Raw genomic sequence first — 13,467 nt, forward strand, 5'->3', positions numbered from 1 at the left:
CGCCTCCTCACCCGGGTCCCGCCCGCGGACGCGACTGCCCCGGCACCGCGGTGCGCCGCATCCGGGGCCGTTCCGCGGAGGCGACGTCGTCGCCGCGACCGCAGAAGCAGACGGCGACCAGCAGGCCGATGACGGCGGTGACGCCCAGCGTGTTGAACGCCGGGAAGGTCACGGTCGTGAGGAGCAGGGAGAGCAGCGCCGCGCGGCTGCCGGTCCGGAGGACGCGCAGCCGCGGGTCCTCGCCCGGCGTGCCCCGCCGCAGGACCGCCGCCACGAGCACGGACACCAGGAAGACCGCCGCCGGCACCCCGATCTTCCACGCCAGCCAGAGGTATCCGTTGTGGATGAACGGCGTCGTCAGGGGAGTGAACGTGTCCTCCTCGCCCCAGGTGATCGTGGCGCCGAAGCCCGATCCGGTCAGCGGCCTGCCCTGGATCTCGTCCAGGACCACCCGTGACTCGATCACCCGGTACGAGTAGGACTCGTCGATCTCCAGCCGGTTGACCGAGACCACGCGTTCCAGGGCCGTACGGATCTCCCCGGGCGCGAGCACGGCGAGGCCCAGGAGCAGCGCCCCGGCACCGACCGGCACCCACTTCGCCGCGCTCCGCCGCGCCCGCGCACCCGACAGGAGCACCACGACGGCGCAGGCCACCGCCGTCGCCACCCAGAACGTCCGCTCGTACGTCAGCCAGAGGCAGACCGCGTTCAGGCACACCACCGCCGCCAGCAGCCACCTCGGCGGGACGGACCGCACGCGCCCGGACACCAGCGCGGCCAGGGCCAGCGTGACGGCGACCGGATACGCGTAGAGCCCGCCCTGCAGCGAACCGCGGCCCGCCGAGGTGAGGTCCACGCCCCGGCGGATGCCGACGTCGGCCGCGCTCGTGTAGTCGATGGAGAACCCCCACTGGACCAGCCCCCAGATCCCGAGCGCCAGGCCGAGGCCGACCAGGGCGCCTTCGAGACGGTGCCGGGCCGCCGGGTCACGGACCACCGGCCACGCCAGCACGAACGCACCCACCCCGAGCAGCACCCGGCGCGTCTCGTGACCGGCCTCGCTCACGTCGGCCCCCTGCGCGACGCCCCAGCCCAGCGCCACGACGAGCACCAGGCCGACCACCGAGGCGACGAGCAGCGGCCGGTCGAGCCGCAGCCTGCGGGTCGCGACGAGCCACCCGACGCGGCACAGACCCAGGAGCATCAGGACGTCGACGAGCAGCAGCCCGGGCCGGCCGGACCCGCCCACGAGGGAGAACCGGTCCTGCGCCTCGAACGGCACCAGCACCGTGATCGCGATCAGCACGGACAGGGCGGCCACCGGAGCCCCGAACGCCAGCGGGATCACCACGAGCGCGCCCACGGCCGTCAGTGGGTCGCCCGGCAGCAGAGCCCCGAACGCGAGCGCCGCGAGCACGGCGACACCCGCCGTGCGCACCACGCGCCGGTCCGGCCGGGACGCGCGCGGCGTCACCGGGCGCGGCCGGTTCCGCCCGGCCACGGTCCAGGTCACGGCGACCGCCTCCCGCCGAGGCGCCGGTACAGCAGGAACCCCGACACCGCGAGCCCGGCGGCGCTCGCGACGCAGACGGCGACGCCGTCCGGGACGCCCGCGGCCCGCAGGGAGAGGAGCAGTACGGCGGTCACCACCAGCTGCCACGCCACCGCGACCGCGACCGGGCGCAGCGCCCGCCGGAGTTCACGGCCGGAGGTCCCGGCCAGCCGTGCCCCGGCCGTGGCGTAGACCGCCGCGTACGGCAGGAAGACCGCGAGGTGCGCCAGCGCCGCTCCGCGGATCCCGTCGACCGACACGAGGACCCACAGGGCGGCCGCGGTGGCGACGCACCGGACGGCCATGACCTTCGCGCGGAAGGCGATGTGTCCCGTGCCGGAGAGCGCCTCGCCGATGCAGTTGTCGATCGCGTACCCGATGCCGGCCAGCCAGAGCACCTGGAAGGCGGCCACCATGCCCGTCCACTCGGGCCCCAGGACCGCCGGGAGCAGCACCGGTGCGAGCAGGATGCCGACCGGCAGCAGCGGCAGCAGCAGCGCGGACATCAGCCGGACCGACTGCACCGTCCGCTGCCCGCTGGTCTCCGGATGGGACGCGGCGGCGGCGAAGAGCACCTTCCCGACCTGCTCCGAGAACTGCGTGGACGGCGCCATGGCGATCGTGAAGGCCAGCGCGTACAGGCCGACGAGACTCGCGTCGCTCGACAGTCCGACGACCAGGTAGTCGATGTTCGCGGTCAGCATCAGGGTGACGCCGAACAGGAAGAACCACCGGTCGCCGGTGCGCTCGCGCGCCCGGGCGGCGGGGGCGGCCGGGAACTCCCGCCGACGCCGCAGCACCGGCAGGCACAACACGGTGGTGAGCACGGCCAGCATGCCGAACAGCACCACCTGGCGCGCGACCAGCGACCAGATGCCCGCGCCGGCCAGCACGGCGACCACGGCCACCACCGCGGACACGACGTTGCCGGTCGCGGTCGCCCCGGCGAGCCGCCGGAACTGCATCGACTTGTGCAGCAGCGCCGTGGGGATGAGGGAGATCGCGTGCAGCGGCAGGCAGAGCGCGAGCAGCGCGACGGCGGGTGCGTCCCCGCCGTCCGCGAAGGTGGTCACCAGCGGCCCCGCGGACGCGGCCATCACGACGCCGAGCGCCACGCCGACGAGGAAGCAGCGCCAGAACGCGCGGACGAGGAAGGTCCGGGTGAGCCGCGGGTGCACCATGATGGCGCCGTACGTGCCGTGGTCCACCAGCAGCGTCGCGATGTAGACGACGGCCGTCCCGACCGCGACCGTGCCGAAGCCGGACGGCGGGAGTTCCCGCGCGAGGAAGATCAGCGATCCGTACGCGAAGGCCTGCGCGAGCAGATGGCTGCCGGTCATCCACGAGGCCGAGGCGATCAGGCTGCGTCCGGTCGGCTCGTGGGACACGGAGACCGCCTCGGCGCCGGCGTTCATGGCAGGGCCGGACTGCCGGCCGAGGTCGTGGACGCGTCGTGCCGCCACCGCGTCCGCAGGGCGTCGACGGCCAGCCGGGCGGTGGTGGGCATCCCGTCCACGAGGTAGCGGCGCCAGAGCCAGGGCTGGCTCGTCAGCCGCCAGGCCCATTCGAGGCAGAGCCGCCGTACGAGCGCCGGGGGACGCGAGCGATCGCCGTTGACGAAGTCGAAACTCGAGCCCACGCCCACGAACCAGGTGCCCGGGAGGGCGGAACGCAGCCCGTTCATCACCGCGGTCTGGCTCGCGAACGGCAGGCCGACGAACACGATGTCCGGGGCGGCGGCGACCAACGCGCGTGCGAGGGACGCCAGTTCCGCCTCCACGGTGTCGGGCCGGACGTAACACGGACGGGTCTGGGCGCGCAGTCCGGGGCTGACCTGCCGCAGCCGCTCCGCCGCCCGCTCGGCCTCCCCGGGCCGCCCGCCCGCCAGCATGATCGAACGCCCGCGCGCCGCCGCTCCGGCGGCCAGCGCGCGGAGCATGTCGGTGCCCGTGATCTGCCCGGGCACGGGCGTCCGCTGGATCCTCAGGGCCACCACGAGCGGCATGCCGTCGGTGACCACGAGCTCGCTGTGTTCGAACATCCGCCGCAGCTCCGCCGAGCGCCGGTACTGCCGCAGGATGTCGATGTTCGGCGTCAGCACCGTCCCGCCCCTGCCCTCCGCCAGGCCGTCGAAGACCCGGTCGACGGCCTCGTCCAGCGTGACCGCGTGGATCGGCATGCCCATGAGCCGGGGAACCGGCCGGGGGAGGGCCGATCCGGAGGCCTCCGGGTTTCCGTGGGTGCGGAGCGGCATCGGACTCAGCTCCTCAGGGCTTGCGACTCAGGGGTTCCGGCGCGTGCAGCGGGACCTCGCGGGCGGCCGCCGCGACGTCACCGTCCGCGTTCCCGTCCGCGTCGCCGTTCGCGCCCGCGTCGCCGTCCGCGCCCTCGTCCTCGCTCCGCGGGCGGCGGCGGTGGCGCTCGATCCCGTACGCCGCGAGGACGCCGAGGAACATGCCGCCCGCTGCGGCCATCACCGTGATCACGCCCGCGGGCACCTCCCCGACACGCACCGCGGGGCCGGTCGAGTCGATGGACAGGGTCGGGTCCACGCCGTTCTCCCGGACGAAGGTGAGCAGCTGCAGCCGCCGGGACTCCTCCCCGGCGTTCGGGTCGGCGTCGGTGTTCTGCCGCGCGAAGGCGATCCGGCGGTCCAGTTCGGCCGAGATCGTCCGCCACCGGTCGTCCAGCGCGGTCTGCGCGAAGGTCTCCGCCACCCGGACCGCCTGTCCCGGCTGGTCCGCCCTGGCGGTGACCTCGATCAGGTTCGTCTCGTCGACCGGCTTGACGTCGACGGCGGCGCGGACGGACGCGGGGGTCCAGGGTGCCCCGAGGGCCTGCGCGGTGGCGGCGGCCACGCGGTCGGAGTCGAGCAGGCGCGCCACCGTGGAGGAGGTGCGGTCGGCGTCGCCGGCATCGCGCACGAGACCGGTGCCGACGAACGTCTCGTCCGACTGCGCGAGCGGCGTGACGGGCATCCGCGTGGTCGCGCGGTAGGCGGGATCCTGCGGACCCCACGCCATCACCGCACTCGCGAGGAGCGCGGCGAGGGTGGTGAGCACCACCAGCGGCCACCAGCGCAGCAGGTCGCGCAGCGGGACACCGCCCACGGCGGGGTCGCCGGGCGGCCGCGGCGCGGGCGGTGTGCCGTTGACCGCCGCGGACGCCCGGAGACCGGGCCGGGACGGGGTCGGCCGGGACGGGTGCGATCCGGACGGATTCGGTCGGGACGGGTTCGTCGTCATGCCGGCCGCCTGTACGCGAGAAGGTGCACGTCGACCGCCCGGTGGTCGTCGGACGCCGGGTCGGGTGCCCGGCCCTCGGCCAGCTGGGTGTCGATGGCACGGTTGAGATCGTGCGGGTCGCCCGCCGCGAACGTCTGGGAGGCGAGCTCCCGCAGGCCGCCCACGTTCGCCGCGGCGGTCGGGGTGCCCAGCCGGCGGGCCACCGCGAGCACCCCGCTCTGACTGGCCTTGTCGTAGGGCAGGACGACGAGGTCCGCCGCCGAGATCGCCGCCGCGAACTCGTCCAGCCCGAGGAACTCCACCCGTGCGGCGACGTCGACGCCGTACGCCCGCGCCAGTTCCGCGCAGCGGGCCCACCCGCCGCGGTCCTCGCCCACGACGGCCAGGCGCCGGTCGGCGGGCCAGTCGCGGGCGCTCTCGATGAGCACGTCGAGCCGCTTCTCGGGCCGGATGCACCCCGCGAACAGGACCACGGACGTGTCCGCGTCCGCCCGCCACGCGCTGCGCCACTTCCGGCGCTCCTCCTCCGTGGGCCGGGGCACGAGCTGGACCAGGGGGGAACAGTGCGCCCGCAGGCCGCGGCGGCGCAGCACCTCGACGTCCGCGCGGGAGTAGACCACGATCGCGTGCGGCACGCGGAGGGCGATCCGCAGCAGCGCGCCGTCCACCCGGCCCCGGCGCGAGAACGTGTCGTGCGGCGAGTAGACCACCCGCCGGTGCCCGATCCTCGCGACGCCCAGCACGGCCAGGGTGAGCGCCCCGGCCGCCGCGATCCCCTCCACGTGGAGGACCGCGCCGCGCGGCACCCTGCGGTGCAGGTGCGGCAGCGTGCGGCCGACGAAGCGGCCGGCGATGGCGGCGGAGCGACGGGCGCCCGCCGGACGGTCGCGCGGCCACCAGGAGCACGGGCACAGCTCGACGCCCTCGAGGCGTACCTCCTCGTGCTCGTGCCCGGTGTGCAGCACCACGTGCCGGCCGGTACGGGCGAGCAGCTCGCCGAGGCGGCAGGTGTGCTGGAAGACCCCGGCGTACCCCGAGGGCTCGAAGAGGTGGATCTCGGGGCCGACGGACGTGATCCGGTCGGTTTCCGGGCGCATGCCAGTAGTCTCCGGCGGCGCCGGAACGGTCACATCGGCAAACCGGCCCAGTTTTTCGCGGCGGGGTACCCAGATACTCCGGGCGACGGGCCGGTCGCGCGCGGTCCCGTACCCGCCGCCGCGTACGGGCGGGTCCACCCGAAGATCCCTAGACTGAACCGTGTACGGATACACGACGCATCCACGCTGGGGACAGCCGTGACCGACCTTCTGGAACGCGGCACCGTCCTGCAGGATCTCGCGGACTGTCTGGAACGCGCCGGACAGGGCCACGGTCAGCTGGTGCTGCTGCGCGGTGAGGCCGGCATCGGCAAGACCGCGCTCGTGCGGCACTTCGCGGAGGAGCAGGACGGCACGGACCGGGCCCGGGTCCTGTTCGGGGCCTGCGACCCGCTGTCCGCACCGCGTCCGCTGGCGCCCCTGACCGACATCGCCCCGCTGCTCGGCCCGCCGGTGACCCAGGCCCTGGAAGCGGGCCTCCGCCGCCGCAGCGACCCGGGCGGCATCTTCAGCGGGGTGCTCGCCGCGCTGGGCCGCCGGGCCGACGGGCAGCCGACGCTGCTGGTGATCGAGGACCTGAACTGGGCCGACCAGGCCACCCTGGACCTGGTCCGCTTCCTGGCCCGGCGGATCGACCGGCTGCCCCTGCTGCTCCTGGCCACCTACCGCGACGACGAGGTCGGCCCCACCCACCCCCTCGCGGTGGTCCTGGGCGACCTGGCGTCGTCGAGTGCCGTGCGCCGTTGCACGCTCGGCCCGCTGAGCCGCCGGGCCGTCGCCGACCTGACGGCCGCGGCCGGTCATCCGGTGGACGCCCACGAGCTGTTCGACAAGACGCGCGGCAACCCGTTCTACGTCACCGAGGTCCTGGCGGCCCGCGGCCGCGGCGTGCCGGCCACGGTGCGCGAGGCGGTGATGGGCCGCGTCGCCCGGCTGCCCGACCGGGCCAGGGAAGCCGCGGAGACGGTGGCCGTCATCGGGCCCCGCGCCACCGAACCGCTGATCGCCGCCGTGTCGCCGGACGCCGCCGCGGGCCTCGCCGACTGCCTGGCGTCGGGAGTGCTGTGCACGGACGGGCCGGTGCTCTGCTTCCGCAACGAACTGGCCCGGCTGGCCGTCTGGGAGTCGCTCCCGGTCTACCGCCGCGCCCGGCTCCACGCCCGCGTCCTGGCGGCCATGCGCGCGGGCCCGGTCGACCCGGGCGACCTCGCGCGGCTCGCCTTCCACGCGGAGCAGGCCGGCGACGCGGCCGCCCTGGCCGAGTACGCGCCCCGGGCCGCCTCCTACGCGGCGGCGCTCGGCTCCCACCGGGAGGCCGCCGCGCTGTACGGGAGCGCCGTGCGCAACCCGGCCGCCGCACCGCCCGACCGGCGCGTCGAACTCCTCGAGGCACAGGCCCACGAGAGCTATGTGACCGGCAACCTCACCGAGGCCATCGGCGCCCGCGGCGAGGCGGTCCGGCTGCGCCACGAGCAGGGCGACCGGCGGGGCGAGGCGGAGGACCTGCGCCGGCTGTCCCACATGCAGTGGCTCGCGGTCCGGACGGCGGAGGCCTGGCGGACGGGTCTGGACGCCGTCCGCGTGGTGGAGGGCGGCGGCGCGCCGAGGGAACTCGCCTGGGCCTATGCCAACCTCGCCCAGCTCGCCTGCCTCGGTCACGACCCCGCCACGACCGCCGAATACGCCGGCAAGGCCGCCGAACTGGGCCGGGAGCTGGGCGAAGCCGCGCTGCGGACCCATGCCCGCGCCCACGAGGCCCTGGTGCGGGTGACCTGCCACGGGCAGGACTGGCCGGGCTTCGAGGACGCCTGGCACGCGACCATGGCCGAGGACGGCCTGGCCGACGACGCCTGCGTGCTCGGGGCGGTGGCCTGCTGCACCGCGGCGCTCCACCACGACCTGCCCCGCCTCGACCGGCTGACCGTCCGCACCTGCGTCTACTGCCGCGAGCACGAACTGCCCCTGTTCCTCGTGCTGGCCCTCGGCGCCGCCTCCCTGGGCATGCTGCACCGGGGCCAGTGGGCCCGGGCCGACGAGCGGGCCGGCGAGGTGCTCGCCCGCAACCCCCAGCCGCTCCACCGGCTCCTGCCCCTGGTGACCGCGGCACTGGTGAGGGCCCGCCGCGGCGAACCGGGCGCGTGGCCGCTCCTCGACGAGGCACTCTCGTACACCGAGGAAGCGGGTCTCCTGCTCGCGGGCCCGGTCTGGGCCGCCCGCGCCGAGGCGGCCTGGCTCGAAGGGAACGACGGCGTCGCCGTCGCGGAGGCCGGGCACGGCCTCGAGGCGGTCGCCCTGGACAGCGACCCCTGGCTCGTCGGGGCGATGCTGCGCTGGTCCCGGCTGGCCGGCGGCATGCCCTCGCAGACCCGGGCGGCCGAGCCGTACGCCCTGGAACTGGCCGGGAAATGGCCCGAGGCGGTGGGCGCGTGGGAGGACCTCGGCTCCCCGTACGACGCGGCGCTGACCGGCCTCGGCGGCGACGTGCCCGCGATGCGCCGGGCCCTGGAGACCTTCCGCTCCCTGGGTGCCAGGCCCGCCGCCGACCGGGCCTGGGAGCGGCTGCGGGCGGCCGGCGTACGCCGCACCCCGCAGGGCAGGCGCGCCTCGACCTGGGCCAACCCGTACGGCCTGACCCGGCGTGAGCGGGAGGTCCAGCGCCTGCTGTGCGAGGGCCTCACCAACCGGGAGATCGCCACCCGGCTCTACATCACCCCCAAGACCGCCGCCCACCACGTGGCGGCCGTGCTCGCGAAGCTCGGCGTCCACACCCGCCAGGAGGCAGCCGTCCCCCTGGACGACGGCCCCTCGTGGCACGTCGGCACCTGAGGTGCCGCCGCGGCCACCCGCGGTATCTGGGCACGTGCCACCGGAAAAATCGGGTCCGGCTACCGATGAACCTCCTCCCGCGCCCCAGCAGACTGGCTGCATTCCCGGCGCCCGACGCAGGAGGTGGCCCATGGCCCGACGCATTCGCGTGGCCGCGTTCCTCGGCACCCGGCCCGAGGTCATCAAGATGTACTCACCCGTCCGGGCGCTGCGCGACCAGGATTCGACCTTCGAGACGATCGTCTGCTCCAGCGGCCAGCACGCGGAACTGCTGTCCGACGCCCTGACCACCTTCGGGATGGACGTCGACTACGAGCTGGACGTGATGCGCACGAACCAGCGGCCCGCCGAGGTGGCGTGGAAGGTGGCCCGGTGGGCCGGCGACATCTGCGACGAGCGCCGCCCCGACGTCGTCCTGGTCCAGGGCGACACCACGACCACGATGGCCGCGGGCGTGGCGGCCTTCCACTCCTCCACGCCCGTGGCGCACGTCGAGGCCGGGCTGCGGACCTACGACAACAGCGCCCCGTGGCCCGAGGAGGGCCACCGGCGGATCCTCGGCGCGATCGCCGACCTGCACTTCGCCCCCAGCGAGATGGCCGGGGCCAACCTCGTGCGCGAGGGAGTCGCACCGGACCGGGTGTTCCTCACCGGCAACACCGGTATCGACGCGCTCTACTGGGCCCTCTCGCGACCGCGCGACACACCCGCGCCGCCTGACGGACAGCGCCGCGTCGTGGTCACCACGCACCGGCGCGAGAGCATTCCGGACGGGATCACCGCCATCTTCGGCGCCGTCCGGCAGCTGGCCGAGCTCTACCCCGACGTCCGGTTCCAGCTGGTGCGGCACCCGTCCCCGCCGGTCCTCCGGACGCTGCGGCAGATCATGGACGGGGCCCGTCCCCGGAACGTCGAGGTGCTGGCGCCGTGCAGCTACGTGCCGTTCATGCACATGCTCGCCGACTCGTATCTGATCGTGACGGACTCCGGCGGCATCCAGGAGGAGGCCCCCGTCCTGGGCAAGCCGCTCCTCGTGGTCAACCGCCGCACGGCCCGTGAGGAACCGCTCAGGATCGGGACCTCCGACCTCGTCGGCACCGACCGGGACAGCATCGTCGCGGCGGTGGCCGGCCTGCTCGACGACCCCGCCCGGCACGCACGCATGGCCACCCCCCACGAGCCCTACGGCGACGGCCTGGCGGGCGAGCGGATCGTGAAGATCCTCGGCGAGGAGATCGCACCGGGGACGGCGACGGAGGCGGGGCGATGAGGACGACGGCATCGGCGGCGACCGGCACCGCCGACACGAGCGTCACCGGCCTCGGGGCCGCCGGCACCCGGCCCACCGGCACCGTGCGCGCCGGCGCCGGCGCCGGCACGTCGGCCGAGGCGGCGGAGGCCGCCCGGCGCATCGAGCGGTGGCTGCTGTCCGGCGGGGCCCGGATCGACGAGGGAACGCAGCGCGGCGCGGTCGCCGGCCGGCTCGACCGGGACGGGCGGCCCGAGTTCGTCTATCTGGAGATCACCGGCTACTACCTGACCGCGATGGCCTGGCTGGCCTCGGGCGGGGCGAGTTCCCCGGCCGGCGCCGCGGAGGCACGCGCGCACGGACGCGAGGCACTGGACTGGATCGACCGCACCCTGTCGCGACGGGGAATCCCACCGACCCGGCTCTACGCGGCGGACGGCGCCGATCACGCCGACTGGCGCAACGCCGGCGTCTTCACCTTCGACCTGGCGATGGCGGCACGGGGAGCCGCGACCTTCGGACGGGTCACCGGGCACGACGCCGGACCGGCCGTCGGACAGGACGCCGGACCGGCCATGGGACAGGACGCCTGGAGGAGGCCCGCCGCCCGACTCTGCGCCGCCGTCGACGGCATCACGTCGGGCTCCACCATCCTGCGGTCCCACGGCACGGTGGCCCGGGCGCCCCTCCCCGGCCGCTGGTCGACCCGCCCCGGCCCGCACCACCTGAAGGCGGCGGCGGCGCTGCTCCGGATGCCCGACGGCGTGCTCGGGGCGGATCTCGCCGGCGTCTGCCGGCGGACCTGCGCCCACTGGGAGGCGGAGCTGCGGGAGACCTGGCCCTGCCGCGAACTGCACCCCCTGCTCTACGGGATCGAAGGCCTGCTCCTCGGAACGCCCCCTGCCGACGACGACGCCGAGGCACTGGAGGTCGTGGAGCGCGTCTACACCCGCCTCATGGCGCTGCAGGCCGCCGACGGCACCGTCGCCGAGACGACCGGCGGCGGCATCGTGCGCTCCGACGTCCTCGCCCAGACCCTGCGCATCGGCCGCGTGCTGCGCGGCCGCGGACACCTGCCAGGGGAGCGGTGGGCCGGTCGCCTCGACGGGCTGACCCGGGCGCTGCTCGGCTTCGTCCGGCCGGACGGCGCAGTGCGCTTCTCCCACGACCGGGGCCAGGACCGGGACGTCGTCAACACCTGGTGCGCGATGTTCGCCCACCAGGCACTGCGCGCCGAGCAGGACGGACTGAGCACGGTCGTCTCGGAACTGGTGGTGTGAGCGCCGGCGGGGACCGGGACGCCGGGACCGGGACGCCGGGACGGGGACGCCGGGACCGGGACGCCTCCCGAAGCGTCGGCAAGGGGCCACTGAGCAGGCAAGGGGCCCACTGAGCAACGGGCCCACCGAGAGTCGGCAAAAGGGCCCACTCAGCCTGGGCGGTGGGCCTGGGCGGTCCGCTCAGTAGGCGCCCTGCCGCCCGAGCACCGCCGGTACGGTCCTGAGCAGGATCCGGAGGTCCGACCCGAGACTCCAGCCGGTGATGTAGTCCAGGTCCATCCGCACCTGTTCGGCGAAGGGGACGTCGGAGCGTCCGCTGATCTGCCAGACGCAGGTGATCCCCGGCTTCACCAGGAGCCGCAGGCGTTCCCTCGGGCCGTAGTGCTCGCACTCCTCCGGAAGCGGGGGACGCGGGCCGACGAGGCTCATCTCGCCGTGCAGGACGTTCAGCAGCTGGGGCAGCTCGTCGATGCTCCAGCTGCGCAGGACCCGTCCCACCGGAGTGATCCTCGGATCGTTGCGGATCTTGAAGAGGGGTCCGGTGGCCTCGTTCAGGTGCAGGTACGACGACCGCTCACGCTCGGCGTCCAGGCGCATCGAACGCAGCTTGAACATCCGGAAGGGCCTCCCGTCACGCCCTATCCGCTCCTGCGGATAGAGGACGGGTCCCGCGGAGGTCAGCTTGATCGAGCACGCCGCCGCCAGCAGGACCGGCGACAGCACCACCAGGGCCGACAGGGCGATCGTGACGTCGAGCGCGCGCTTGGCGAGCAGTTGACCCCTGCTCGCCGCGAGGAGACCACCGTTGATCCGCGGCGGAACAGTGGTGTCCGTCGAGGCGGCTGCGGTTCGCACCGTCCTGGAGCGCATGCCAGCAGTCTGCGGCGACGCGGGACGGGGTTCATCGGCAACCGAGCCCCAGTTTTCACCACGGCGTACCCACATACGCCGAGCGACGGCGCCCCGACGGGGAGCACCGACGGGGAGCACCGACGGCCTGGCCGTACGGCCCCGGGGCCCGGCGGGCCTCCCGCCCTCCCGCGGCATCGGCGAAGATGGGGCTGTCACCCCCAGCGCGCACGACCAAGGACACGAGGAGCGACGGCAGATGCCCCCTTCCGGGCCCGGTTCGCGACCGCCCACGATCGCCGACGTCGCCCGGGTGGCCGGGGTGTCGCGCACGACGGTCTCCCACTCCCTCAACGGGATCGGCAAGGTCGACCCACGGACCCGGGAACACGTGAGGCGGGTGGCCGCCGAGCTGGGCTACCGGCCCAACCTGCGGGCGCAACGGCTGAGGCGAGGCGAGGCCAGGGCCATCGCGCTCGCCTCGTCGATGCCGTTCGCGGTGGCCGGAGGGCCGTCGCGACTCGGGTTCTACATGGAGGTCGCCGCGGCCGCGGCCGAGAGCGCCCTCCTGCACGAGTACGCGCTCGTGCTCGTGCCGCCCGTGCAGTCGCGGGCCGCGCTGTACTCCGTCGACATCGACGGGGCGATCGTCGTCGAACCGGACGTCGACGACGCGGCGGCCGCACAGCTGAGGGAACGGGGCCTGCCGTACGTGGCACTCGGCCGGCCCGTCTCACCGGACGAGGACGTGCCGTACGTCGACCTGCGCGCCGATCTCGTGGTCGAGGCGCTGCTGGCCCACCTCCGCGAACAGGGCGCCCGGCGGCCGGCCCTGATCGTCGGCACCGGCGCCCGGCACTCGTCCGTCGACGCCCGTGCCGCCTTCGAGCGGCTCGCCAAGGAGCACGGCTGGGAACCCGTCGTGGCCACCGCTCCCGAGGCGGGCGGCGAACAGGCCGGCTACGACTGCTGCACCGCCCTGCTCGCCGCGCATCCCGACGTCGACGCGGTGTGCGCCCTGGTCGACGCCTTCGCGGTCGGCGCGGTACGGGCGATCCGGGACGGCGGGCGGACGGTCCCGGACGACGTCATGGTCGTCACCCGCTACGACGGCCTGCGGGCCCGCACGTGCGAGCCGCCGCTGACCGCCGTCGACCTCCATCTGGACCGCGCGGCGGCCGCCGCGGTGGACCTGCTGCTCGCGCGGCTCCGCGGCGAGGCCTGCGCCCCGGTGGCCACCGTCCCCGCGCCGGCGGTGATCCCCCGGACGTCGTCCCTGCGCCGCCGTACGACGGACGCCTGAGCCACGCCGCAGACCAGGCCGGGACCGGGAGCACGGCCCCGCCGCGGGACCACGGGGCGAGGCCGC

The 13,467-nt window shown here is 75.1% G+C and carries 10 protein-coding genes; 4 read left to right on the forward strand and 6 right to left on the reverse strand.

Annotation, left to right across the window (positions count from 1 at the left end; all coding sequences use genetic code 11):
* Window positions 1-7 precede the first annotated feature (7 nt).
* From ESG85_RS14425 to ESG85_RS14445, 5 genes are read right to left on the reverse strand one after another with little or no spacing between them, the layout of a single operon-like run.
* A complete protein-coding gene (locus tag ESG85_RS14425; protein ID WP_128979262.1) occupies window positions 8-1,513 on the reverse strand; it encodes an O-antigen ligase family protein in 1,506 nt (501 codons plus the stop codon).
* Entirely contained in the window at window positions 1,510-2,967 is a 1,458-nt protein-coding gene (locus ESG85_RS14430) for an oligosaccharide flippase family protein (RefSeq protein WP_164986246.1), read from the reverse strand. Before ESG85_RS14430 ends, ESG85_RS14425 begins: the two co-directional genes overlap by 4 nt.
* Window positions 2,964-3,806 (reverse strand): WecB/TagA/CpsF family glycosyltransferase, encoded by an 843-nt coding sequence (locus tag ESG85_RS14435; RefSeq protein ID WP_128979266.1) that lies wholly within the window; start codon window positions 3,804-3,806, stop codon window positions 2,964-2,966. The genes ESG85_RS14430 and ESG85_RS14435 overlap by 4 nt, the downstream gene beginning before the upstream one ends.
* Before the next feature lie 13 nt (window positions 3,807-3,819).
* Entirely contained in the window at window positions 3,820-4,797 is a 978-nt protein-coding gene (locus tag ESG85_RS14440) for a GumC domain-containing protein (RefSeq protein ID WP_128979268.1), read from the reverse strand.
* A complete protein-coding gene (locus ESG85_RS14445; RefSeq protein WP_128979270.1) occupies window positions 4,794-5,894 on the reverse strand; it encodes a glycosyltransferase in 1,101 nt (366 codons plus the stop codon). The genes ESG85_RS14440 and ESG85_RS14445 overlap by 4 nt, the downstream gene beginning before the upstream one ends.
* 198 nt (window positions 5,895-6,092) lie before the next feature.
* On the opposite strand from ESG85_RS14445, the gene ESG85_RS14450 reads away from it, so the two are divergent.
* The 3 genes from ESG85_RS14450 (at window position 6,093) to ESG85_RS14460 (ending at window position 11,249) form a co-directional block, all read left to right on the forward strand.
* Window positions 6,093-8,720, forward strand: a complete 2,628-nt coding sequence (locus ESG85_RS14450) for a helix-turn-helix transcriptional regulator (protein ID WP_219825192.1) — start codon at window positions 6,093-6,095, stop codon at window positions 8,718-8,720.
* Between the two features lie 130 nt (window positions 8,721-8,850).
* Window positions 8,851-9,990, forward strand: a complete 1,140-nt coding sequence (wecB, locus tag ESG85_RS14455; protein ID WP_128979272.1) for a non-hydrolyzing UDP-N-acetylglucosamine 2-epimerase — start codon at window positions 8,851-8,853, stop codon at window positions 9,988-9,990.
* Complete coding sequence (locus ESG85_RS14460) at window positions 9,987-11,249, forward strand: hypothetical protein (protein WP_128979274.1); 1,263 nt, start codon at window positions 9,987-9,989, stop codon at window positions 11,247-11,249. Before wecB ends, ESG85_RS14460 begins: the two co-directional genes overlap by 4 nt.
* 180 nt (window positions 11,250-11,429) lie before the next feature.
* Here ESG85_RS14460 and ESG85_RS14465 read toward each other — a convergent pair whose 3' ends face one another.
* On the reverse strand, window positions 11,430-12,119 hold the full coding sequence (locus tag ESG85_RS14465; RefSeq protein WP_219825193.1) for a sugar transferase: 690 nt from the start codon (window positions 12,117-12,119) through the stop codon (window positions 11,430-11,432).
* A 238-nt stretch (window positions 12,120-12,357) separates the two neighbouring features.
* Between ESG85_RS14465 and ESG85_RS14470 the strand changes: the two genes are divergently transcribed.
* Window positions 12,358-13,401: a LacI family DNA-binding transcriptional regulator gene (locus ESG85_RS14470; protein ID WP_128979278.1), complete on the forward strand. Its 1,044-nt coding sequence runs from the start codon at window positions 12,358-12,360 to the stop codon at window positions 13,399-13,401.
* Window positions 13,402-13,467 lie beyond the last annotated feature (66 nt).

Origin of the sequence: Streptomyces roseicoloratus (assembly GCF_004117935.1) — a bacterium.
GTDB lineage: Bacteria > Actinomycetota > Actinomycetes > Streptomycetales > Streptomycetaceae > Streptomyces > Streptomyces roseicoloratus.

Coding starts and splice junctions, on each gene's coding strand:
- ESG85_RS14430 (WP_164986246.1), bottom strand. CDS start 2,967: ATGAACGCCGGCGCCGAGGCGGTCTCCGTGTCCCACGAGCCGACCGGA.
- ESG85_RS14435 (WP_128979266.1), bottom strand. CDS start 3,806: ATGCCGCTCCGCACCCACGGAAACCCGGAGGCCTCCGGATCGGCCCTC.
- ESG85_RS14440 (WP_128979268.1), bottom strand. CDS start 4,797: ATGACGACGAACCCGTCCCGACCGAATCCGTCCGGATCGCACCCGTCC.
- ESG85_RS14445 (WP_128979270.1), bottom strand. CDS start 5,894: ATGCGCCCGGAAACCGACCGGATCACGTCCGTCGGCCCCGAGATCCAC.
- wecB (WP_128979272.1), top strand. CDS start 8,851: ATGGCCCGACGCATTCGCGTGGCCGCGTTCCTCGGCACCCGGCCCGAG.
- ESG85_RS14460 (WP_128979274.1), top strand. CDS start 9,987: ATGAGGACGACGGCATCGGCGGCGACCGGCACCGCCGACACGAGCGTC.
- ESG85_RS14465 (WP_219825193.1), bottom strand. CDS start 12,119: ATGCGCTCCAGGACGGTGCGAACCGCAGCCGCCTCGACGGACACCACT.
- ESG85_RS14470 (WP_128979278.1), top strand. CDS start 12,358: ATGCCCCCTTCCGGGCCCGGTTCGCGACCGCCCACGATCGCCGACGTC.